The organism is Microbacterium sp. zg-B96 (genome assembly GCF_030246865.1).
Taxonomy (GTDB): Bacteria; Actinomycetota; Actinomycetes; order Actinomycetales; family Microbacteriaceae; genus Microbacterium.
Genome location: NZ_CP126738.1, coordinates 2,327,838 through 2,350,525, shown reverse-complemented (window position 1 = coordinate 2,350,525; position 22,688 = coordinate 2,327,838). Strand labels below are relative to the sequence as shown.

Genomic DNA, 22,688 nt, shown 5'->3' with positions numbered 1-22,688 from the left:
GCGACGACTGAGGGCACGTGGATGCCGGCGCGGGCCGGCGCGGAGGGCTCGGTCGTCACGAACGTCCCCGCAACCACGGTGGCTGGGACGTTCGCGACGACCGAAGGCGCGTGCCGGCGGGTCAGCCCCGCACGGTGAAGCCCGCGCTCAGCAGCGCGGCGTCCCGTGATGAGGGGCCGACCAGCAGCTCGAAGGCGCCGGGCTCGACGATCCGTCGCGCGTCGGCATCCACGATGGTGCACTCGGCGACCGGCAGCTCCAGCTGCACCGTCACCTCGGAGCGCGGTGGCACCTCGACCCGCTGGTAGGCCTTGAGCTCCTTGTCGGTCCAGCTCACCGAGGTCACCACGTCGCGCACGTACACCTGCACGACCTCGTGGGCGGGCCGATCGCCGAGGTTGCGCACCGTCACGCTCGCGCGCACGACGTCGTCAATCCCGAGCTCCCCGAGCTCGGCGTCCTGCACCACGAGGTCGGCGTACTCGACGGTGGTGTACCCCAGCCCCTCACCGAACGCATACGCGGGGCTCTGCGTCAGGTCGGCGTAGCGCGAGCCGTGCTGCCCGCGGATCTGGTTGTAGTACGTCGGCTGCTGGCCGGCGTGACGGGCGAACGAGATCGGCAGCCGGCCGCTGGGCTCGATGAGCCCCAGCAGCAGCTCGGCGACGGCGTGCCCGCCGGCCATGCCGGGGTTCGCCGCCCACACCACGGCGGCGGCGGATTCCACTGCCGCCGGCAGCACGAGCGGCTTGGATGCCAGCAGCACGACCACCATCGGAGTGCCCGTGGCGGCCAGCGCCTCCAGCAACGCGATCTGCCCGCCGATGAGATCCAGCGTGGCGGTGGAGCGGCCCTCGCCGACCAGTTCGATCCGGTCGCCCACGACGGCCACCACGACATCGGCGCGCGAGGCGGCCTCGACCGCCTCGGCGATCAGCTCGGCATCCGGTTCACACGGCACCACGACCTGCGGCCGCGGCTGCCCGTCGGGGAAGAATGCGCCCTCCGGGTCGTCGGCGAGGGTCAGGATGTCCGCACCCTTCGCGTATTCCACGCTCCACGACTCCGGCGCGTGCACGGTCAGACCCTGCAGCACCGTCGTGATCATCTCGCGCGGCTGACCGTCGGGCAGCCACCCCGCCTGGCCGGAGTTGCCGGCCCAGTCGCCCAGCTGCGTCTGCGCGTCGTCGGCGAGCGGACCCACAACCGCGAGGCGGCGGGCGGGTCCGGATGCCACGGCGCGCCCATCCCCGGAGGACGAGGTCGCGTCGGTCAACGGCAGCAGGCCGTCGTTGCGCAGCAGCACGAGGGAGCGGCGAGCGGTCTCGCGGTTCAGCGCGGTGTGCGCGGCGTTGCCGATCACGTTCGCGATGCGAACGGCATTGGGCAGGCGCGGGTTCTCGAACAGCCCGAACTCGAACTTGAGCTTCAGGATGCGGCTGACCGCCCGGTCGATGTCGGACTCGGTGAGCGTGCCCGCCGCGACCGCGTCCAGCGCGCCCTGGAAGAACCCGGGCGTGGTCATGACCATGTCGTTGCCGGCCTTCACCGCGGCAGCCGCGGCGTGCGCGTGATCGGGCTGCACCTTCTGCTCCCAGACCATGCGCCCGACGTTGTCCCAGTCAGTGATGAGGGTGCCGGTGTAGTCCCACTCGCCGCGCAGCACGTCGTTGAGCAGCCAGTCGTTCACCGTGATCGGCACCCCGTCGATGGACTGGTAGCCGAGCATGAACGTGCGGCATCCTTCCTTCGCCACCCGCTCGAACGGCGGCAGGAACCAGGAGCGGAGCTTGCGGCGCGACAGGTCGGCCTCACTCGCGTCGCGGCCGCCCTGCGTCTCGGAGTACCCGGCGAAGTGCTTGGCCGTCGCGAGGATCGCGGTGTCATCGCTCAGCCCGCCACCCTGGTAGCCGCGCACCATCGCCGAGGCGAGCTCACCGATGAGGAACGGGTCCTCGCCGAACGTCTCGTTCACGCGGCCCCAACGCAGGTCGCGGGCGATGCACAGCACAGGGGAGAAGGTCCAGTGCACGCCGGTGGCCGCCACCTCGACGGCGGTGGCCCGGGCGACCCGCTCCAGCAGCTGCGGGTCCCACGACGCCGCCATCCCCAGCTGGGTGGGGTAGATGGTGGCGCCGGCGAAGAACGAGTGCCCGTGGATGCAGTCCTCGCCCACGATCAGCGGGATGCGCAGGCGGGTGCGCGACACCAGGTCGTGCGCCAGCGCGAGCCGCTCGGGCGAGGCGTGCAGGATCGAGCCGACGTGGCGGCGCAGCACCTGGTCTTCGATGTCATCGCGCGCGTCGAGCTGCATCATCTGCCCGACCTTCTCCTCGAGCGTCATGCGCGCGAGGAGGTCGGCGATGCGCTCGGAGACCGGCAGGGCCGCGTCGAGATACGCGGCGTCGGAGTTCAGAGGAGTCGTCATGAGGGAACTTCCGTCTTGTCGTGCGGGGAGGTGCGGGATGCGGGGGGCGTGCGGCGCACGGCGGTGACGCCGCTGGTGGGGGCAATGCCCTTCTTGCGCAGCGCGCGGGCACGCTCGCCGGCGGAGCGCAGCCGAGGGTTGACGTACTCGTCGATGCCGAAGTTGATCAGCGACAGTGCCATGCCCAGCATGGCGATGCACAGGCCCGCGGGCACGTACCACCACCAGTAGTCCGGGAATGCGCCGTTCTGCTGCGCCCAGAACAGGATCGTGCCCCAGTTGAGGTTGGTGATGGGGATGATGCCGATGAAGGCGAGGGTCGTCAGGCCCAGCACGGCCGCGGTGACGGTGCCGACGAAGCTGGAGGCGATGATCGCCATCAGGTTCGGCAGCATCTCCACCGTGACGATGCGCCACAGCGGCTCGCCGTTGGCGCGTGCGGCGCGCACGAAGTCGCGGTCACGCAGCGACATCGTCTGGGCGCGCAGGACGCGCGCCCCCCACGCCCAGCCGGTGAGGGCCAGCACACCGGCGATGAGGAACAGGCTGGGGTCGTCGTACTGCGACGCGATGATGATCATCAGCGGCAGGCCCGGCAGCACGAGGAACACGTTGGTCAGTGCCGACAGCGATTCGCTGCGCCAGCCGGCGAGCATTCCGGATGCCACACCGACCGCGACGGCGGCTGCGGTGGCGAGGATGCCGGCGAGGAACCCGACCAGCAGCACCCCACGGGTGCCGTAGACGAGCTGGCTGAAGACGTCCTCACCCATGTGGGTGGTGCCCAGCAGGTGCGCCCACGAGGGGGCCTGCTTCAGCGCGGTGTAGTCCTTGTCCAGCGGGCCATAGGGGGCGATGAGATCGCCGAACACGGCAACCAGGACGAAGATGCCCAGGATGATCAGCCCGGTCAGCGATTTGCGGTTGCGGAACATCGCGAAGGATGCGCCCATCCGCTGCAGCCCTGAGGGCGGGGTGCGGGCCTCTTCCGGCTCACTTGCCTCGAGGGCAGTCGTGGTGGGGATGGTCATGTCAGGCCTCCATCTGGCGGGCGCGGGGGTCAAGGACCGCGTAGGCGACATCGGCGAGGATGTTCGCGATCAGGACGGCGAGGGTGATGACGAGGAACAGCCCCTGCATGAGCGGGTAGTCCTTCGACGTGGTGGCATCCAGGAGCAGCTTGCCCACCCCGGGATAGCTGAAGACGAGCTCCATGACGAGCGTGCCGCCGACGATGAATCCCAGCGACAGCGCGAAGCTCGACAGCTGCGGGAGCATCGCGTTGCGGGCGGCGTAGCGGGTGACCACGCGGGCGGGGGACAGGCCCTTGGCCTGCGCGACGGTGATGTAGTCCTCATCGAGCACCGTGATCATCATGTTGCGCATGCCGAGCATCCAGCCGCCGAGCGAGGCCAGCACGATCGTCAGTGCCGGCAGGGTGCCGTGGTAGATCACGTCGCCGATGAACTCCAGCGTCAGGCCCGGGTCGGCGCCCTTCGAGTACGCGTGCGAGGCGGGGAACCAACCCAGCGCCGTGGAGAACAGGGCGATGGCGATGAGGCCCATCCAGAAATACGGCACCGAGGAGAAGAAGTTCGCGATCGGGATGGCGGCATCCGATGCGCGTCCGCGGCGCCAGCCGATGATCGCGCCGGCGGAGGTGCCGACGAAGAACGAGATGATCGTCGCAAGACCCACCAGGCCCACCGTCCACGGCAGCGCGGTGGCGATGACGTCGGTCACCGGAGCCAGACCGTGCGAGAACGACCGACCCAGATCGCCGCGCAGCAGCAGCGCCCAGTAGTCGATGTACTGCTCGAGGATGTTCTTGTCAGTGTCGAGGCCGAAGAGGGTGCGCAGGGCATCGGCTGCCTCGGGGCTGATCCTGCCCTGGTTCTTCTGCAGATACGCGGAGATCGGGTCGCCCTTCATCATCCGCGGCAGGAAGAAGTTGATGGTGATCGCAGCCCAGGCGGTGAACGCGTAGAACAGGGTGCGGCGTGCGGCGAACCTCACGACAGGGCTCCTTCTGTGGGTGCGGCGAAGTGCCGGTCGGGGTCGGGCGAGGCGTCGCGAAGCGCCCGGGTGTATTCGTGCTGCGGACGCAGGATCACATCGTCCGCGGTGCCCTCCTCCACGACGCGACCGTGGTGGAGCACCATGATGCGGTCGCTGAAGTGGCGGGCGGTGGCCAGGTCATGCGTGATGTACAGCACACCCAGGTTCGACTCCCGCTGCAGTTCGGCGAGCAGGTTCAGCACGCCGAGCCGGATCGACACGTCGAGCATGGAGACGGGCTCGTCGGCGACCAGCAGGGAGGGCCGGGATGCCAGTGCGCGCGCGATCGCGACGCGCTGACGCTGCCCGCCGGACAGCTCATGCGGGCGGCGGTCGATCGTGCCGTCCGGGTCGAGGCGCACGCGCTCGAGCAGCCGGCGCACCTCGGCTTCGACCTCTTCCCGCGGGACGACGTTGTCCAGCCGCAGCGGCCGCTCCAGGTGGTGGCGCACCGTGTGGTACGGATTCAGCGAGGCGAAGGGGTCCTGGAACACCATGCGCACCTGCTGGCGGTAGCTGCGCAGGGCCCGCCCACCGCGGGGGAGCGGGGCGCCGTCGAGCAGCACCTCGCCACTGGTGGCGCGCTCGAGCTGCGTGATGATCTTGGCGATCGTGGACTTGCCGCTGCCGCTCTGGCCGACCAGTGCCACGGTCTGCCCCGACTCGAGGCGGAAGCTCACGTCGTCCAGCGCGAGCATGTGCCCGGCGCCTCGTACGCGGTAGCGCTTGGTGACGGAGCGGAATTCGAGGGTGGTCATCGGGGGACCTCCAGAGTGGGGACGCGGTCGCCGCCGCGCACGAAGTCGCCGCGGTCGCCGGTGAGGCTGGGGAAGGCGCCCAGCAGGGTGCGCGTGTACTCGTGCTGCGCGTGGTGGTAGAGGTTCTCGGCGGTGTCGAGTTCGACGATGCGGCCCTCCCGCATCACGGCGATGCGGTCGGAGATCTCCAGCAGCAGCGGCAGGTCGTGGGTGATGAAGACGACGGAGAAGCCGAACTCGTGGCGCAGGGCCGAGATCTGGCGCAGGATGTCGCGCTGCACGAGCACGTCCAGGGCCGTCGTCGGCTCGTCCATGATCATCAGCTGGGGGCGCAGCGCCAGGGCCATCGCGATCATGACGCGCTGGCGCATGCCGCCGGAGAGCTCATGAGGGTAGGACTTCAGGCGGTCGCGGCCGACGTCGACGATGTCGAGCAGGTCGCCGCATTCAGCGGTGCGCTGCGCACGGCTCATCTTCGGGCGGTGCGTCGTGAAGACATCGGCCAGTTGGCTGCCGATCGTCATGACGGGGTTGAGGGCGTTCATGGCGCCTTGGAAGACCATGGATGCCTTCGCCCACCGGAACGTGCGCATCTCGCCGTCGGTCAGCTCGCCGATGGCGACCTTCTGGCCGTTGGCATCGTGGAAGACGACGGAGCCGCCGGTGATCACGGCCGGCGGCTTGAGCAGCCGCTGCACGCCGTAGGCGAGGGTGGTCTTGCCGCAGCCGGACTCGCCGGCCAGGCCCAGGATCTCGCCGCGGCGGATCTGGAGGGACACGTCGCGGACGGCCTCAACAGGCGGGTCCACGTCGTAGGTGACGCTGAAGTCGGTGATCTCCAGCAGAACGTCGTCGGTCATGCGTACGGCTTCCGGGGGGACGGGCGGCATCCGGGCCGAGGGGGATCGGCCCGGATGCCGCGAGGGGGATGGCTCAGCCGGCGGGCTGGAGCTTGGTGAGGATCAGCACCGAGGTGGGCTGGGTCGGGTCGGCGTTGATGTACGGGTCATCTTCACCGGGCCAGCCCACGTAGTTGCGGGTGTTGAACTCGCTGATGAACGGGCGGGTGCCGATCGGCATGGCCGGCACCTCCTCGACGAAGATGCGCTGCATGGTCTCCAGAGCCGTGGTGCGAGCCGCCTCATCGGTCGTGGTGGCGTACGTGTTCAGCGCCTCGGTGGCCTCGGCGTTGTCGAAGCGGCCGAAGTTGTAGTCGGCCGGCTCGCCGAACGGCTTGAGGAAGCGGCCGTCCATCATGTCGCTGTACAGGTCGTACGGCGTCGCGCCCGAGTCGGTCCAGTGCAGGATCGCCTGGAACTCGCCGGCGCTGCGCGCCTCCCACCACGAGTCGGAGTCGGGGGTGTCCACGGCCGCCTCGACGCCCAGCTGGGCGACGGAGTCGGAGATCAGGCTGATGCCGGTGACGTAGTCGTTCCAGCCCTGCGGGACCGACAGCGTGAAGGTGACCTCGGCGCCGTCGGGATCGATCAGCGTGTCGTCCTCCCAGGTGTAGCCGGCCTCTTCGAGCACCGACTTCGCACCGTCGACGTCGACCGGGAATTCTTCGCCGGCGTACTCGTCGAGGATGTATTCGTCACCGGCGGGGGTCGGCAGGCCCGTCACGGAAGTCAGCGCCGGAACGCCGTTCTCGCGCGCGATTTCGGCGTGCTGCTCGCGGTCGATCACCATGTTGACGGCGGTGCGGAACGCGACGTCGTCGAAGGGCTTCTCCTGGGTGTTGACGAACATCGTGTCGATGCCCAGACCAGCGGGCGCCCAGTAGACGTTGTCCTCGTCCTTGTCGAGGTACGCCGACTGCACGTTGGGGATGAACGCCTGCGCCCAGTCGACATCGCCGTTGGCGAGCGCCGTGGTCAGTGCCGTGTTGTCCGCGTAGGAGACGTAGTACAGCGTCGGCACGGCCAGTTCGCCGCCCCAGTAGTCATCGCGCGAAGTCAGCTCGACGCTCTGCGTGCTGAAGTTGGACAGCGTGTAGGGACCGGTGCCGACGGGCTCCTCGTTGGCGAACGAGGTCGGGTCTTCAACGTCGGCCCAGATGTGCTCGGGAACGATGAGCTTGTGAACGACCTTGTCCTGCTTGACGAACATCGACGTCGCGAAGCTCACGGTGACCGTGTCGCCATCGAGGGCGACGTCGGTGATGCCGAGGGCGGCGGTGTCGAGACCGGGGGTGTCCTTGATCAGCGAGAACGTGAAGGCGATGTCGTCGGCGGTGAAGGGCTCACCGTCGTTCCAGGTGACGCCTTCGCGTGCGGTGAATGCGACGGAGGTGTAGTCGGGGGACCAGGTGATCTCAGAGGCCAGCCAGGGCTCGACCTCGGCGCTCGGGTCGACCAGGTTGACCATGCCCAACGGCTCGAAGATCGCGTTGGCGTAGCCGAGGCGCATCGCGGACGAGTCGCCGACCCACGGGTTGTTGCCTTCGGTGGTGATCGGGCCATCCGGCTTGGCGATCGTCAGCGCGGCGCCGGCTTCGGGCTCGGACGAGTCCGAGCTTCCGGCCGAGCATCCGGTGAGTACCAGCGCGGCGGCGACGCCGGCGGCGACCAAAGAGGTCTTGAGCCTCATTGCTTCTCCTTGAGAGTGGGGCCACGGCGCAGCCGTGCCCTCGGGGTGGGGGGCTGCCAGCGATGTCGATACTGAAGCCCGACGGAGAAGAAAACTGCGTCGTGCGTGCCTCGACTTCGAGGGCGAATTCAACTTACCGTCGCGTAAGTAAGTAGTGCAAGTAGACTCTGCCTATGAGCCAGCAACGCCGCCCGGTTCGCTCCAGGCCAGAGACCGCCACCCGCCGCAACGAGATCCTCGATGCCGCCGTCGAGGTGTTCGGCAGCAAGGGGTCCAGCGGCGGCACGCTGTCCGACGTCGCCGACCGCGTCGGCATGACCCACGCCGGCATCCTGCATCACTTCGGCTCCAAGGATCAGCTGCTGCTGGAGATGCTCGCCCACCGCGACAAGACCGACGTGGCCGGACTCGAGGGCGCCCACATCCCCGACGGGGTGGACCTGTTCCGCCACCTCGTGCGCACCGCGATGCGCAACGCGCAGCGCGCCGGCGTCGTGCAGGCATACGTCGTGCTGTCAGCCGAATCGGTGACCGACGACCACCCCGGCCGCGACTACTTCCTCCACCGCTACCGCACGCTGCGCGAAGAGGTGGCCGAGGCCTTCCGTGCCCTCTGTGAGGACCGGGGAGTGGACGCGCCGGACACGATCGCGCAGGCATCCGCCGCCGTGCTGGCCGTCATGGACGGCCTGCAGGTGCAGTGGCTGCTCGATCCCGCCGACGTCGACCTGGGACGGGCAACCGAGTTCGGCATCGAGGCGATCGTCGCCGCGGTGCTGGACCCGCCGGAGCCCCTGCTGGACTGACGCGCCGCCGGGCGCCGGCGGGGACGGCGCCGCCCCGCCGGGTTCGGTCGTCGCAAAGGGCCCCACCGTCGGGCGTTCCGGGGACATTCATGACGACTGAGGGCTGCCGGGCCGACGGGAGCCGGCCCGGCAACGACCCCGTGACTCCGGCGCGGGTCAGAGGTGGTCGACGACGTAGTCGATGCAGCGGATGAGCTGGCGCACGTCGTCCGGCTCGATCGAGACGAACGTGGCCACGCGCAACTGGTTGCGCCCGAGCTTGCGGTAGGGCTCGGTGTCGACGATGCCGTTGCCGCGCAGGTTCTTCGCGACCGCCGCGGCATCCACTGCGTCGTCGAAGTCCACCGTCACCACGACGGGGGAGCGGTCGGCGGGATCGGTGACGAACGGCGTCGCGAACGACGAGGCCTCGGCCCAGTCGTACAGCGCCGACGACGACTCGCGGGTGCGGGCGTCGGCCCACTGCAGGCCGCCGTTGCCGATGATCCAGTCCAGCTGGTTGTCGAGCAGGTACAGGGTCGTCAGCGCCGGGGTGTTGAGCGTCTGGTTCAGGCGGGAGTTGTCCAGCGCGTTCTTCAGGCTGAGGAACTCGGGGATGTAGCGCCCGGATGCCGCGATGCGCTCGATGCGCTCGATGGCTGCGGGGGAGAGCACCGCGAACCACAGGCCGCCGTCGGAGCCGAGGTTCTTCTGCGGGGCGAAGTAGTAGACATCGGCCTGGCCGACGGAGAAGTCGATGGCGCCGGCGGCGCTGGTCGCGTCGATCACCGTCAGGGCGCCGGCATCGCCGTGCACCCGCTCGACGGGGGCGGCCACACCGGTGGAGGTCTCGTTGTGCGTCCACGCGTACACATCGACACCCTCGACGGGAACCGCGACGGCGCGGGTACCAGGCTCGGCCTTGCGCACGTCGGGAGCGTCGAGCCAGGGCGCGGCGGCTGCGGCGGCGAACTTGCCGCCGAACTCCCCGAACACGAGGTTCTGGCTGCGCTTTTCGATCAGGCCGAACGCGGCGGCATCCCAGAAGGCCGTCGTCCCGCCGTTGCCGACGATCACCTCGTAGCCGTCGGGCAGCCGGAACACCTCGCCGAGGTTGGCCAGCACGCTGCCGACGAGGCTCTTCACCGGCGCCTGCCGGTGGGAGGTACCCAGCACTGCCAGGCCGGGGCCCACCAGTGCCTGGATCTGCTCGGCGCGCACCTTGGAGGGGCCGCAGCCGAAGCGTCCGTCGGTGGGCAGGATCTCGCGGGGCAGCGTCACGTGGGCCATGTGCCGATTCTAGAGGCGTCGCCGCCGCCGTTCCGGCCGTCCAGGGTCGGTGGGATAGCCAGAGGATAGGCTGGGCACCGCTGAACTCGCCCCCGACATCGAGGCTGCCATGACCGATCTGATCGACACCACCGAGATGTACCTGCGCACGATCCTCGAGCTCGAGGAAGAGGACATCATCCCGCTGCGTGCGCGCATTTCGGAGCGGCTCGGCCACTCCGGGCCCACCGTGTCGCAGACGGTCGGGCGCATGGAGCGGGACGGTCTCGTGGTGGTGTCCGAGGATCGCCGGCTGGAGCTGACGGATGCCGGGCGGCAGAAGGCCGTCGACGTCATGCGCAAGCACCGCCTCGCCGAACGGCTGCTCAGCGACGTCATCGGGCTCGACTGGTCGTACGTGCATGAAGAGGCGTGCCGCTGGGAGCACGTGATGAGCGAGCAGGTGGAGCGCCGGCTGATCGAACTGCTCGGGCACCCCACCGAGTCGCCCTACGGCAACCCGATCCCGGGCCTCGATCAGCTGGGCGATGTGCCGGCCAACACGTTCGATCAGGGCGTGGTGGGACTGGTGCGCTGGATGAACGCCGCGGATGCGCCGATTCAGGGCACCGTGCGTCGCCTGGCCGAGCCTGCACAGGTCGACCCCGAGCTGCTGACGCAGTTGCGCGCCGCGGGCGTGGTACCAGGCGGAAGGGGCGACTTCCGCTTCAACGAGGGGTACGTTCTGGTGCAGATGGACGACTACGACGAAGCCCTGGAACTGCCGGTCGAGGTGGCCTCCCACATCTTCCTCGTCGACGAGCGCGGTTGAGCTCTCGCACACTCCCCTGAACGTGCGGCAACGGGTTGTGCACAGGAGCGTGACTTGTTCGTTATCTTCCGGTAGCCTCGGGAATGTCCAACGGCGAGAAGCCCGCCAACGGATACCACGGGGATCGCCTCAGCGGCTCGTCGTTCTCGTGGGTAATCGCATATCTGTGCCCCGACACCGATTGCTGACGAGCCAGCGTGCATCTCGGCGCAGAGGCGCCGGAGGGTGATTTGACCGAAAACTTCGACTCGTCGCACACCGACGATGAGATCGCTCCCACGAGCGTGACGCGCCGCGGTTCGCGGCCCAGCCCGGTGCGCACCGCACCCCGTGGGGTCGTCCGCCGTCGGCCTGCGCCGGCCCCGGCATCCGCGTCGGCGTTGAGCCGTCGCGAGAAGACCAAGCCACTGCGCAACCTCGGCATCGTCGCCACGGTCGCCGGTCTCATCGCCACCGTGGCACTGCCCGCCTACGCGGCCACCTCGGGTCTTTCCGACATCGAAGCCCAGACCCTGCAGCAGGTCGCCGCAGACAACGCCCAGTCGCTCGTGGTCGCCTCGGAGGCCACGCCGAACTCCCTGGAGCGCTACAGCTACTCGGCCACCACGCCCGAAGAGATCGAAAAGAAGAAGGCAGAAGAAGCTGCCGCCGCCGCTGCAGCTTCCGCTGCCGCCGCGCGTGCCTCCGCCGTCACGGCCGCTGCCCGCACCGGTGCGGTCGCCTCGGTCGACCTGTCGATCACGGCACCCGGCTCCGGCGAAGTGCGCTGGCCGGTGACGGAGTTCAACTACCAGAGCTACAACCTCTTCGGCGGCTATGCCGGGCACAAGGGCTTCGACATGATGTGCGGCACGGGTACCCCGATCTTCGCCGCGGCATCCGGTGTCGTGCGCACCTCGACCGATGGCGGCGGCAGCTACGGTGCGGTCGTCATGATCGACTCCGTCGTCGGCGGCCAGAAGGTCAGCACCACCTACGCGCACATGAGCTACGGCACCCGCGTGGTCTCGGCCGGTCAGACCGTGTCGGCCGGACAGATGATCGGTCAGGTCGGCCAGACCGGCATGGCCACCGCCCCCCACCTGCACTTCGAGGTGCAGGTGAACGGATCGTACGTCGACCCGCTGGCCTGGCTGAACTCCAACGCCGGCTGACGACACGCCCGAACGCCGCACGCTGAGATCCGGAGCCCCGGGCCTGTGGGTGCGTTAGCCTAATCCCGACGCTGAGAGAGAAGCGGAGGGACGCCGATGGACGGCACGCCACGCATCCGAACCATGGATGCGCTCGGGCTGCTCGTCCTCCGGCATCGTGAGAGCGGATTCGGCGGTCGTACCGTCGCGTCCAGGCGCTGTCTATAAGACAGCGCCTTTTTTCATGCCCCTGCGCAGATCGATCGGCGTCGGCTGAATATCCGGGAAATCCGTCCCGGCCATTCGGGAGGACAGCGAAAATGCGCACACTGGTGCTGAATGCGGGCTATGAGCCCCTTGCCGTGGTCTCCTTCAAGCGAGCTCTCGTGCTCGTGATGAACGAGAAGGCGACGGTGGTCGAACACGTCGATGGCGATCCGGTCTGGGGAGCGAGCGGGCCGTATGACCGGCCCGCCGTGATCCTGCTCTCGCGCTATGTGCGCTTGCCAGGAGGGCGTCAGGTCCCGGTGACCCGCAGGGGAGTGCTGCGCCGCGACGCGCATCACTGCGGCTACTGCGGAAAAGCGGCGACCACGATCGACCACGTGCTGCCGAGATCGCGGGGCGGGGCCGACACGTGGGAGAACCTCGTGGCGGCGTGCGTTCGCTGCAACAACCTCAAGGGCAACCGCACCCCGCAGGAGATGGGGTGGGAGCTGCGGCTGACCCCGCGCCCGCCGCGCGGCGCGCAGTGGACGGTGCGCGGCACCGAGCGCACCGACCCGCGCTGGGAGCCGTACCTGGCCCTCGCGGCCTGAGGCAGGGTCGGTCGGCGGCGCCGGCGCCGGGTCGCCGTCCCGCGGCATCCGTCCCCTCGCGCGCCGAGAAACCACTTCTCGGTCGAGAAACCACGCATCGCGGTGTTTCTCAACCGAAACGTGGTTTCTCGCGGGGGAGGGCGGGCCGGGTCAGCCCGCCGCGGCGGCATCCTCCTCGCGCGCGACCATCCCGGCGCGGGTGGACAGCCGGATCTCCCGCATGAAGAACGCCACGATGAACCCGATGAGCCCCAGCGGCACGAGATACCAGAACGACGGAGCGAGGGCCTGGGCGTAGGCGTCGACGACGGCGTCGCGCAGGTCGGGCGGGAGGTCGGCGACGTTCGCGGGCGTGAGGGAGCTGGCGCCGAACGTCGACGGCACTTCGGATGCCGGGAGCTGTCGGGTGTCCTCGGCGATGGTCGTGGACAGTCGGGTCGTGAACGCGGTGGAGAAGACGCTCGTGCCGACGGCCGCGCCGATCTCGCGCAGGAAGTTGTTGGTGGAGGTCGCAACGCCCACCCGCTCGGGTGAGACGGAGTTCTGGGCGGCGATGACGATCGTCTGCATCACGAGGCCGAGGCCGAGGCCCAGTGTGAAGATCATCGCGCCGAACAGCACCATCGACATGTCGGCGGTGATGAGGGTGAGCCAGGCCAGCGCCGCCGTGGCGATGCCCATGCCCAAGATCGGGAAGATCTTGTAGCGGCCGGTGCGGGTGATGATCTGTCCCGATCCGATGGTGCTGATGAGCAGGCCCCCCGTCATCGGCAGCATCAGCAGCCCCGATTCGGTGGCGCCGACGCCGAGGGACATCTGCAGGAACGTCGGCAGGAACGACAGCGCCGCGAACATCGCCATGCCCAGCACCAGGGCGATGGCCGCGGATGCCGCGAACGTGCTGCTGCGGAAAAGGCGCAGCGGCACGATCGGGTCGGTCACGCGCGACTCCACGACGAGGAAGGCCAGCAGCGCGGCGAGGGTCGCGGCGGCCAGGGACAGCAGCGCGGGGTCGCTCCAGTCGTAGCCGGAGGAGTCGGTGAGGGAGGTCCAGCTGGTGAGGAACACGATGCCGGAGGTCGCCGTCGCCAGCAGCAGGGCGCCGCCGATGTCGAACCGGCGGGACGGCCGGTGCGAGGGCAGCTTGAGGGTGAACCAGGCGATGCCGAGGGCGATGATGCCGATGGGCACGTTGGTCCAGAAGCACCAGCGCCAGCCGGGGCCCTCGGTGAACCAGCCGCCCAGCAACGGACCGGCGACGGTGGCGATGCCGAACACGGCGCCCATCGGGCCCATGAACTTGCCGCGATCCCGGGCCGAGACGATGTCGGCGATGATGGCCTGCGAGAGGATCACCAGTCCGCCGGCGCCGAGGCCCTGCACCGACCGCCAGGTGATGAGTTCGACGAACGACCCCGACAGTGCCGAGCCGGTGGAGCCGACGACGAACAGGGCGATGGCCACGAGGAACGGCACGCGCCGGCCGAACAGGTCGCCCACCTTGCCGTAGATCGGCATGACGATGGCGATCGCGAGCAGGTAGGCCGTGATGATCCAGCCCTCGTCCTGGGCGGCACCGAGGTCTCCGACGATCGTGGGCAGGGCCGTGCCGACGATCGATTGATCCAGCGCCGACAGGAACATCGCCGCCATCAGCGCGCCGAAGATGACGTAGACGCGCCGGCGCGAGAGCCCGGCCTCCGGCTCGGTGTTCGGGTTCGCTGGTGTGCTCATGGCCCCGGTGTACGCCCGGCCGGGACGACCGGCCACCCTCTTGACGCGCGGCCGGTACGTCAGCGCCTGACGGGGTCTCCACCCTCGAGGAAGCGCTCGATGTCGTGGAAGGTGGGCGCCGCTTCCCAATCTCCCGGGACTTGGCAGGCCATTGCACCACACGCGTTCGCTCGCAGCAGCGTGGATCTCGGATCGAGCCCCGCGAGTTGGGCGCTGAGATACCCCGCCACGAACGCATCCCCGGCTCCGACGGTGTCGATGACGTCGACGGCGAATCCAGGGACCTCGACCTGCTCTGAGCGTGTTGAGGTCGCTGCTCCTTCGGGCCCGAGTTTGAGCACGACCTGGGTGCACCCGGCTTCCAACAGCCGCGCGGCCGCATCGGCGGGGGTGATGTCGGGGTAGAGGACGGCGAGTTCGGCGGCGTCACCGAAGACGATGTCGGCCCGCTCCGCGATCTCGCGAAGGATCGGCCCGGCAACGGTGCGGCTCGCCAACGCGGAGCGGTAGTTGATGTCGAAGCTCACCGTGACGCCGGCGCTCCTGGCGCGATCGACGGCGGCGACCGATGCCTCGCGGGCAGAGCGGGAGAGCAACGGGGTGATGCCCGTGAGGTGCAGGATCGATGCGCTTTCGACCCATCCCGTCGGCAGGTCGGCGGGCTCCAGGCGGGAACCCGCCGAGCCGGCACGGTAGTAGTGCACAGCTGACGAGGTGGATGACGGTCGTGCCTTGACCATGAGGCCGGTAGGGGCACCCGCATCGACGACGCCGTGCACGGTGACGCCCTCGCCGCGGATCTCGCGCAGCACCCGTTCGCCTAGCGGGTCGTCACCGACTCGGCCCAACCAGGAGACGGGCGTTCCAAGACGGCGTAGCCCGATGGCGACGTTGCTCTCGGCGCCGCCGATGCCGAGAGCGAGTGTGCTCGCATGCTTGAGCGACCCGATCTCGGTGGTGCGTGCGAGCGCCATGGTTTCGCCGAACGTGACGACGGCGGGAGTGCCGGCGGCGCGGAGCGCGGTCTCGTTCACGTGACACTCCCGGTGCACACGGCGACGAAGGCCGCGGCGCGGTCGCGGAGGGCACCGAGATCGCCGCCGCGGAACGCGTCACCGAGCAGCGGCCCGCCCACGCTCACCGCGGCGGCACCGGCGGTGAGCCAGGCTTCGGCGCCCGCGAGGTCGACGCCCCCCGAGGGGACGGCGACGATGTCGGGGAACGGTCCGCGGAGGTCCTTCAGGTACGACGGCCCGACCTGCCCGGCGGGGAAGATCTTCACGGCGGATGCGCCGGCCGACCACGACGCGAACAGCTCGGTCGGTGTGAACCCGCCCGGCACGATCGGCACGCCCGCCGCCGTCGCCTGCGTGACCAAAGCGACCGAGGTGATCGGGGTGACGAGATAGCTCGCGCCCGCATCCACCGCGCGCGCGAGGTGGTCACCGTTCGTGACGGTGCCGACGCCCAGGTCAGCCGCGCCCTCGTACCGTCGCAACAGGTCGGGCAGATGATCGAACGTGCCCGGCGTGGTGAGTGTGAGCTCGACACTGCGGACGCCGGCCTCGATCAGCACATCGAGCACCGGAGCGTAGTCCTCGGCGCGCTCGGCGCGGGCGACCACGATGAGACGGGAGTCGGCCGTGCGCGCGGGGAGCGCGACACGGCGCAGCTCACCAGTCATGAACGGTCCCGTCGAGCAGGCGGTTCACCGGCAGATACGCCTTCGTGTACTCGTGGCCGGCTGCGGCATCCTCGTCGAGCTCGATGCCCAGGCCCGGCTGATCGCCCGGATGCAGGAAACCTCGGTCGAACGTGAAGGAGGTCTGGAACACCTCGAGCGTCTGCTCGTTGTGCGGCATGTACTCCTGGATGCCGAAGTTGTGGATCGCGAGGTCGAGGTGCAGCGCTGCGGCCATGCCTACGGGAGAGATATCGGTCGGACCGTGGATGCCCGACTTGATGCCGTAGATCGCGGCGAAGTCGAGGAGCTTCTTCATGGCGGTGATGCCGCCTGTGTGGGTGACCGCCGAGCGCACGTAGTCGAAGAGTCGCTCGGTGATGAGGGTTTGGTAGTCGTAGACCGAGTTGAACACCTCGCCGATGGCGAGGGGGGTGGTCGAGTGCTGGCGCACGAGGCGGAGCGCGGTCTGGTCCTCGCCGGGGGTGCAGTCTTCAAGCCAGAAGAGATCGTAGGGCTCGATGTCCTTCGCGAACCGGGCGGCCTCGATCGGCGACATGCGGTGGTGGCCGTCGTGGAGGATGCGCAGGTCGCTGCCGAAGTCCTCGCGGATCTGCGCGAACACGCCGGGCATGTGCGTCAGGTAGTTGCGGGTGTCCCAGCGCTCCTCGGCGGGGCGGTCGCCGGAGCGCTTGGCGGGCTCGTAGTCGTAGCGCACGCCGGGGCCTGCGGCCGAGACACCGTAGATCTGGCCAAGGCCGGGAACGCCGGTCTGCACGCGCACGGCCGTGAAGCCGAGCTCCTCGTAGCCGGTGATGGCGTTCTTCAGCGCGGCGTAGTCGGTGCCGGAGGCGTGGGCGTAGACGCGGATGCCGTCGCGACTGGCGCCGCCGAGCAGCTGGTAGAGGGGCATCCCGGCCCGCTTCGCCTTGATGTCCCAGAGCGCCATGTCAACGGCGGCGATGGCCGCCATCGTCACCGGGCCGCGACGCCAGTACGGTCCGCGGTAGAGGTACTGCCAGGTGTCTTCGATGCGTTCCTCATCGCGGCCGACGAGCGTCGATGCGACGTGGTCCTTGAGGTAGGAGGCGACAGCGAGCTCGCGACCGTTGAGGGTGGCGTCGCCCCAGCCGACCAAGCCGTCCGAGGTCGTGATCTTGAGCGTTACGAAGTTGCGTCCGGGGCTGGTGATGATGACATCGACGAGCTCGATGGCCATGGTGTTCTCCTGGAGGTGCGGGGTGCGGGCTTCAGGCGCCCGCACCCCGGGTTGGGATGGTCTTGTCGGTCAGATCGCGTCGCGCGGGTCCGTCAGGTCGCGACCGGCGACCTCCGGCATCCAGATCGCCGCGATGAGCGTGGACAGCGTGAAGAACACCAGCATGATGATGATCGGGATGAACGATCCGGTGACGGCGGAGACCCAGGCGGCGGCGATGACGGGCCCGATGCCGGTTGCGACGATGGCGCCGATCTCACGCGCCATCGCGGTGTAGGTGTAGCGGTTGCGCGCGCCGAAGATCTCCGGGATGGTCAGGTTCTCGAGCGACGCGAAGCTCATCACCGCCAGGTTGTGCAGGATGACGTAGCCCACGAAGACCTGCGTGGTGTCCTGGCTGCTGATCATGAGCATGGTCGGGACGATGACGATGAGCGCGACGATCGCCCAGATGATGTACATGCGCTTGCGACCGAAGCGGTCGCCGAGCCAGCCGGACAGCGGCACCGTGATGAAGGCGACGAGCGACGAGACGATGACGGCGTTGACGCCGATCGAGCGGTCCAGCAGGAGCACCACGGTGATGTAGCTGATGAGGTACGTCTGGATCATGCCGGAGTTCCCGGCCTGGCCGAAGCGCAGCATCAGCGCGATGATGAACGCCTTGATGGGCTTGCGCTGCATCGCCTCCAGCGTGCGGACGTCGCCGGTCTCGGTGGCGAGCTGGAGGGCATCCGCCTTGGAGAGCGCCCTGCCGTCGACGACGTCGTCGCGCTCCTCGAAGACCGGGGTCTCCTTGAGGTTGAAGCGCACCCAGAGAGCGAAGAGCATGATGACCGCGCTGGCGAGGAAGGGGATCCGCCATGCCCATTCGATGACTTCCTCCTCGCTGTACGCGATCAGCAGGATGGCCCAGATGCCCGAGGCCAGGAGGGTGCCGCAGTTGGTGCCGAGGGCGACGAGAGAGGCGATGATGCCGCGGCGTTTCGCGGGGGCGTACTCGGCAAGCATGACCCCGGCTCCGGAGATCTCCGCGCCGGCGCCGAAGCCCTGCGCGATCCGCAGCAGCACAAGGAGGATCGGCGCGAGCATCCCCACCTGCGAGTAGGTCGGGAGCACACCGATGAGCGTGGTCGCCAGCCCCATGAGCAGGATCGTGTAGAAGAGGACCCTGGCGCGGCCGGTCTTGTCACCGAGCCGGGCGAAGAAGAACGCGCCGACGGGGCGAGCCACGTAGCCGACGCCGTAGGTGGCCATCGCGGCGACTACTGCCACGGCCGGGTTCTCGGCGGAGAAGAAGAGCTCGGCGAAGACGAGCGCGGCGGCCAACGAGTACAGCTGGTAGTCCATGAACTCGAGAGCCGTGCCGAGCCAGCCGGAGATGGCGGCGCGAACGAGGTCGCGGACCGACCTCTTCGCGGCGGGATCGGCGGCCGTGACCGTCGTTGGTGATTCTGACATGGGAGGTACTCCTTTGGACCAGGAACGGTGGTGGGTGTGATGGGTGCGGCGGGGCCGCTGGGTAGCGGTGATCGCTAGAGGGACAGAAGGACTTTGGCGGAGGCGGACGAGTCGCGGGCGATCTCGAACGCGCTGACGGCATCGGATGCCGGGAGGACGTGCGACACGACGGGGTCGAGAGCATCGGACTCCGCGAGCATCCGCACCGCGTCGTCGATCTCCGTCGAGAAGCGGAACGCACCGCGGATGGTGAGCTCTTTCGCCAGCATCGGCGCGAGGTTCACTCCTACGTCTGCGTTCGGGAGCATCCCGACCTGGATGACCGTGCCGGCGCGGCGCGCCGCGCGCACGGCCTGAGTGAGTGCGGCGCCCACGCCGGAGCATTCGAAGACGACGTCGTACGACTCGTTCTCGACCGTGTCGCGCCCGACGAGGGAGACCTCGGTCGCGCCCAACGCCTGCGCGCGTTCGAGTGGTTCGGAGCGCACGTCGCTCGCGCCGACGACCCCGGCGCCTGCGTGCACGGCAGCCGCGACGACGAGCAGACCGATGGGGCCCGCGCCGATGACGAGCACGCGCCGCCCGGTGAGGTCGCCCGCGAGCCCGACGGCGTGCAACGCGACGGCGAGCGGCTCGGCGAGGGCAGCGCGCTCAAGGGGCAGGGTGTCGGGCAGCACCCGCACCATATGGTCCTCGACGATGAGCAATTCGGATGCTCCGCCCTGGCGGTGCGGGTTCGCCGCGGCGCTGCCGAGGTAGTCCCCGCCAGGGCGCAGGTGCGGGCGGTCCTCGAGGCCGGGTGCAGAGGCGCCGTAGCGGGCGGGGTGCACGGTGACCGGCGTGCCGGGCGCGAGGCGCCCGGACGGGTCGAGGTCGACGACGCCGGAGAGCTCGTGGCCGGGGGTCAGCGGCTCGCGGATCGTGTACTCGCCGTTGGCGCCGTGGAAGTAGTAGTGCAGGTCGGACCCGCAGATTCCGACGAAGGCGACGCGCAGCCGCACCTCGCCGTCGCGGGGCTCGGGAGCCTCCTGGTCTTCCCAGCGGATGTCTTCCTTGCCGTGTATGACGAGCGACTTCATCGTCGTCCCTCCTTCGTGGTGACTGCGGACGACGTCGCGGACGATGCCGAGATCGCGTCGGTGATGGCGGCATCGACCCCGCGCCTGCGGATCGTGTCGACGAGCTCGCCGACCCGGGCGATGAACGCGTCCTGGTGGGCGAGGGCGGTACCGAAGAGCTGCAGGTCGGTGATGACGCGGCGGGCCAGTTCTCCGCCATCGCGCACGGTGGCCGAGAAGGCGGCGAGGCGCTCGCGCGCCGGATCGGTCATCGCGGCTGCATGGATGCCGGGATCGAAGCCGGCCAGCGGGGCAAGGCACGAGAGGTAGCCGGCGACGGTGAGCGCGATCAGGTGCGGCATCTCGGCGCGGCCGAGCGCCTGCAGGGCGGGCTCCGGGATGCGCTGGCGGAGCTTCACCGAGCCGTCGGAGCCGACCTGGCTGGTGCGGTGACCGAGGGCGCTGTTTCCCCAGCGCTCGAAGAGCTGACCCTCGTATTCGCGGATGTCGACGCCGGTGGGCACCTCGACCGACGGCTCGTACTCGCGGCGCATGACGCAGCGCGCGGCATCCTCGATCCCGCCCAGGCCGATGGCCTCGGGGATCGTCGCGACGCCGCGGAGCGCGCCGAGGTACGCGATGAGCGAGTGCGTGCCGTTGAGCAGGCGCACCTTCATCTGCTCGTATCGGCCGACCTCGTCGGTGAAGACCGCGCCGCCGGCCTCCCATGCGGGGCGGCCGGCGGCGAACCGGTCCTCGATGGCCCACATCGTGAACGGCTCGGCCGGCACGGGAATGTCGTCGCGGGCGCCGAGAAGCGTGCTGACCTCGTTGCGCAGCCGCGACGTCGTGGCGGGGACGATGCGGTCGACCATGCTCGAGGGGAACGTCACGGCACGGTCGAGGAAGGCGAGGACATCGGATGCTTCACCGCCGGGCAGCGCCTGCAGGAACTCGCGCACGAGCTTCTCAGTGTGCTTGCCGTTGGCCGCGAGGTTGTCGCAGCTGAGCACGGAGAGGGGCTCGCCTCCGCCGGCTGCGCGAGCCTGCAGCCCGCGCGCGAGCTGTCCGATCGTCGAGCGGGGTGCGCCCCCGGCGAGGTCCGCGCGGACGGCCGGGTCGTCGAGGTCGAGATGCTCGGTCGAGGGCGAGTAGCTGTAGCCGTTCTCGGTGACCGTGAGCGTCACGATGCGGATGGCCGGGTCGGCGATGTGCGCGACGACCCGCTCGGGCTGGTCCGCCGCGACGAAGGCGTCGGTGTGCACGCCGGGGATCGCGAGTCTCGTGCCGGCGGGGGAGATGGTGGCGACGGAGTAGAGGAAGTCCTGCGCGTGCAGCGCGTCGACGACAGTGCGGGAGCGAGAGGCGACGCCGATGATTCCCCAGTTTCCGCTTTCCCGCTGCAGCGCCGCGGCGGTGTACATCGCCTGGTGCGCACGGTGGAAGCTGCCGAGGCCGAGATGGAGGATGCCGGCACCCGCGGGGGTGACCAGCGGAGCGGTGGCCGCAGGGGTGGTGCGGCTCAGGATCCGCAGATCGGCGTCGATCGTCATGGAAAACAGTGTGTATGAGTTGTACAAAGTTGTCAAGCGGTTTCATTTGGGGCGCGATGTCCTAGGATGGCGGCGAAGGCGAGGGTGAACGTGGCAGCGACATTGACCGACGTGGCACGCCGCGCGGGAGTGTCGATCGCCACCGCGTCGCGGGCGTTCGGCGAGCCGGAGCGCCTCGCGCCCACCACGCGCGAGAGGGTCATGGAGGCTGCGGCCGACCTCGGCTACGCCAACCCGCAGGCGGGCACCGCCACCCGCACGCTCGGCGTCATCGTGCCCGATGTCGCCAACCCCGTCTACGGGAAGCTCCTCAAGGCCATCCAGGGTCAGGCGTGGCACGGACGCCACCGCATCGTGCTGTTCGACGCCGATGAAGACCTCCGCCGTGAAAGCGAGCAGATCGAACAGGCCCGCCGGTTCGACGGCATGCTCCTGTGCTCGCCCCGCCTGCCCGACGCCGAGGTCCTCGCCCTCATCGGCACCACTCCCGCGGTGGTCATCAACCGTCAGATCGACGGCGTCCCGTGCGTGCTCATGGACGCGGTGCACGGTCCCAGTCAGGCCATCGAGCACCTCGTTGCCCTCGGGCACCAGCACATCGCCTACGCCTCCGGCCCACGGGGGTCGTGGGCCGATGCCCGCCGCTTCGACACCATCGGCGCGGCGTGCGAGCGCCACGGCATCCGCCTCACCCGACTCAGCCACCACGCCGCATCGATTCACGGCGGGCGGGTCGCCGCCGCGCTCGCGGCAGCGAGCGGGGCCACGGCCGTCGTCGCCTACAACGACCTCGTCGCCCTCGGGCTGGAGGCGGGGATGCTGGAACTGGGCCTCACCTGCCCCGACGACATCAGCCTCGTGGGCATCGACGACATCGACCTCGCCGGGGCCGTCACCCCGGCGCTCACCACGGTGCACATGCCGATCGAGCGCAGCGGCGCCCTCGCCGTCGACCTGCTGTTGCAGGCGATTACGGGCGCCGTGATCGGCGAGGTCGCGACGCTCGGCTCGCAGCTGATGGTTCGGGCGTCGACCGCGGTGCCGCGCTCGACCTGACCGACGCCTCCGCGCCGACGATCCGTTCCCGCGCTTTGCGGCATCCCCCTCGCGGCATCCGCCCCGCGGCATCCGCCCCCCGGCATCCGCCCCTCCGGGTGAGAAACCACTTCTCGGTTGAGAAACCACGCATCGCGGTGTTTCTCAACCGAAACGTGGTTTCTCGCGGGGGAGGGGGAGGTGGATGCCGCGCGGGGAGGGCGGAGTGAGCCGGGCGGATGCCGCGCGGCGGCGCCCCGCGACCGATGTCGGAGGT

19 protein-coding genes are annotated in these 22,688 nt (G+C 69.4%); 5 read left to right on the top strand and 14 right to left on the bottom strand.

The annotated features are described in order from the left end of the window. Positions 1 to 121: 121 nt before the first annotated feature. The 6 genes from QNO11_RS10910 to QNO11_RS10885 form a co-directional block, all read right to left on the bottom strand. Positions 122 to 2,428, bottom strand: a complete 2,307-nt coding sequence (locus QNO11_RS10910) for an exo-beta-d-1,3/1,6-glucosidase (protein WP_257508254.1) — start codon at positions 2,426 to 2,428, stop codon at positions 122 to 124. Then, on the bottom strand, positions 2,425 to 3,459 hold the full coding sequence (locus QNO11_RS10905; protein WP_374113800.1) for an ABC transporter permease: 1,035 nt from the start codon (positions 3,457 to 3,459) through the stop codon (positions 2,425 to 2,427). Before QNO11_RS10905 ends, QNO11_RS10910 begins: the two co-directional genes overlap by 4 nt. A 1-nt stretch (position 3,460) precedes the next feature. Then, the gene (locus QNO11_RS10900) at positions 3,461 to 4,444 is read right to left on the bottom strand and encodes an ABC transporter permease (protein WP_257508255.1); all 984 of its coding nucleotides are present in this window, start codon (positions 4,442 to 4,444) and stop codon (positions 3,461 to 3,463) included. Further along, on the bottom strand, positions 4,441 to 5,244 hold the full coding sequence (locus tag QNO11_RS10895) for an ABC transporter ATP-binding protein (RefSeq protein WP_257508256.1): 804 nt from the start codon (positions 5,242 to 5,244) through the stop codon (positions 4,441 to 4,443). Before QNO11_RS10895 ends, QNO11_RS10900 begins: the two co-directional genes overlap by 4 nt. Next, the gene (locus QNO11_RS10890; protein ID WP_257508257.1) at positions 5,241 to 6,104 is read right to left on the bottom strand and encodes an ABC transporter ATP-binding protein; all 864 of its coding nucleotides are present in this window, start codon (positions 6,102 to 6,104) and stop codon (positions 5,241 to 5,243) included. Before QNO11_RS10890 ends, QNO11_RS10895 begins: the two co-directional genes overlap by 4 nt. Before the next feature lie 73 nt (positions 6,105 to 6,177). Continuing rightward, positions 6,178 to 7,833 carry an ABC transporter substrate-binding protein gene (locus tag QNO11_RS10885; RefSeq protein ID WP_257508258.1) on the bottom strand — a complete coding sequence of 552 codons (1,656 nt, stop codon included), beginning with the start codon at positions 7,831 to 7,833 and terminating at the stop codon, positions 6,178 to 6,180. 173 nt (positions 7,834 to 8,006) lie between these two features. Here QNO11_RS10885 and QNO11_RS10880 point away from each other — a divergent pair, with 173 nt between their 5' ends. Next, positions 8,007 to 8,639 carry a TetR/AcrR family transcriptional regulator gene (locus QNO11_RS10880; protein WP_257508259.1) on the top strand — a complete coding sequence of 211 codons (633 nt, stop codon included), beginning with the start codon at positions 8,007 to 8,009 and terminating at the stop codon, positions 8,637 to 8,639. 156 nt (positions 8,640 to 8,795) lie between these two features. Here QNO11_RS10880 and serC read toward each other — a convergent pair whose 3' ends face one another. After that, complete coding sequence (gene serC, locus QNO11_RS10875; protein WP_257508260.1) at positions 8,796 to 9,908, bottom strand: phosphoserine transaminase; 1,113 nt, start codon at positions 9,906 to 9,908, stop codon at positions 8,796 to 8,798. A 109-nt stretch (positions 9,909 to 10,017) separates the two neighbouring features. Between serC and QNO11_RS10870 the strand changes: the two genes are divergently transcribed. The 3 genes from QNO11_RS10870 to QNO11_RS10860 all read left to right on the top strand — a co-directional run bounded on the left by QNO11_RS10870 (position 10,018) and on the right by QNO11_RS10860 (position 12,670). Beyond that, positions 10,018 to 10,719 (top strand): iron-dependent transcriptional repressor DtxR, encoded by a 702-nt coding sequence (locus QNO11_RS10870; RefSeq protein ID WP_257508261.1) that lies wholly within the window; start codon positions 10,018 to 10,020, stop codon positions 10,717 to 10,719. 230 nt (positions 10,720 to 10,949) lie between these two features. Further along, a complete protein-coding gene (locus QNO11_RS10865; RefSeq protein ID WP_257508262.1) occupies positions 10,950 to 11,873 on the top strand; it encodes a M23 family metallopeptidase in 924 nt (307 codons plus the stop codon). A 299-nt stretch (positions 11,874 to 12,172) separates the two neighbouring features. Further along, entirely contained in the window at positions 12,173 to 12,670 is a 498-nt protein-coding gene (locus tag QNO11_RS10860) for an HNH endonuclease (protein ID WP_257508263.1), read from the top strand. Positions 12,671 to 12,820: 150 nt separating this feature from the next. On the opposite strand, the gene QNO11_RS10855 is transcribed toward QNO11_RS10860, so the two are convergent. The 7 genes from QNO11_RS10855 to QNO11_RS10825 form a co-directional block, all read right to left on the bottom strand. After that, positions 12,821 to 14,404 (bottom strand): MDR family MFS transporter, encoded by a 1,584-nt coding sequence (locus QNO11_RS10855; protein ID WP_257508264.1) that lies wholly within the window; start codon positions 14,402 to 14,404, stop codon positions 12,821 to 12,823. A gap of 59 nt (positions 14,405 to 14,463) precedes the next feature. Then, positions 14,464 to 15,438: a sugar kinase gene (locus QNO11_RS10850; RefSeq protein WP_257508265.1), complete on the bottom strand. Its 975-nt coding sequence runs from the start codon at positions 15,436 to 15,438 to the stop codon at positions 14,464 to 14,466. Beyond that, on the bottom strand, positions 15,435 to 16,088 hold the full coding sequence (locus QNO11_RS10845) for a bifunctional 4-hydroxy-2-oxoglutarate aldolase/2-dehydro-3-deoxy-phosphogluconate aldolase (RefSeq protein WP_257508266.1): 654 nt from the start codon (positions 16,086 to 16,088) through the stop codon (positions 15,435 to 15,437). Before QNO11_RS10845 ends, QNO11_RS10850 begins: the two co-directional genes overlap by 4 nt. Then, a complete protein-coding gene (manD, locus tag QNO11_RS10840; protein ID WP_257508267.1) occupies positions 16,078 to 17,304 on the bottom strand; it encodes a D-mannonate dehydratase ManD in 1,227 nt (408 codons plus the stop codon). The genes QNO11_RS10845 and manD overlap by 11 nt, the downstream gene beginning before the upstream one ends. A 69-nt stretch (positions 17,305 to 17,373) precedes the next feature. Then, positions 17,374 to 18,765, bottom strand: coding sequence for an MFS transporter (locus QNO11_RS10835; RefSeq protein ID WP_257508268.1), 1,392 nt, complete (start codon positions 18,763 to 18,765; stop codon positions 17,374 to 17,376). A 74-nt stretch (positions 18,766 to 18,839) separates the two neighbouring features. Then, positions 18,840 to 19,844, bottom strand: a complete 1,005-nt coding sequence (locus QNO11_RS10830; protein ID WP_257508269.1) for an L-idonate 5-dehydrogenase — start codon at positions 19,842 to 19,844, stop codon at positions 18,840 to 18,842. Next, on the bottom strand, positions 19,841 to 21,376 hold the full coding sequence (locus QNO11_RS10825; protein WP_257508270.1) for a mannitol dehydrogenase family protein: 1,536 nt from the start codon (positions 21,374 to 21,376) through the stop codon (positions 19,841 to 19,843). The genes QNO11_RS10830 and QNO11_RS10825 overlap by 4 nt, the downstream gene beginning before the upstream one ends. 90 nt (positions 21,377 to 21,466) lie before the next feature. On the opposite strand from QNO11_RS10825, the gene QNO11_RS10820 reads away from it, so the two are divergent. Then, on the top strand, positions 21,467 to 22,432 hold the full coding sequence (locus QNO11_RS10820) for a LacI family DNA-binding transcriptional regulator (protein WP_257508271.1): 966 nt from the start codon (positions 21,467 to 21,469) through the stop codon (positions 22,430 to 22,432). Positions 22,433 to 22,688 lie beyond the last annotated feature (256 nt).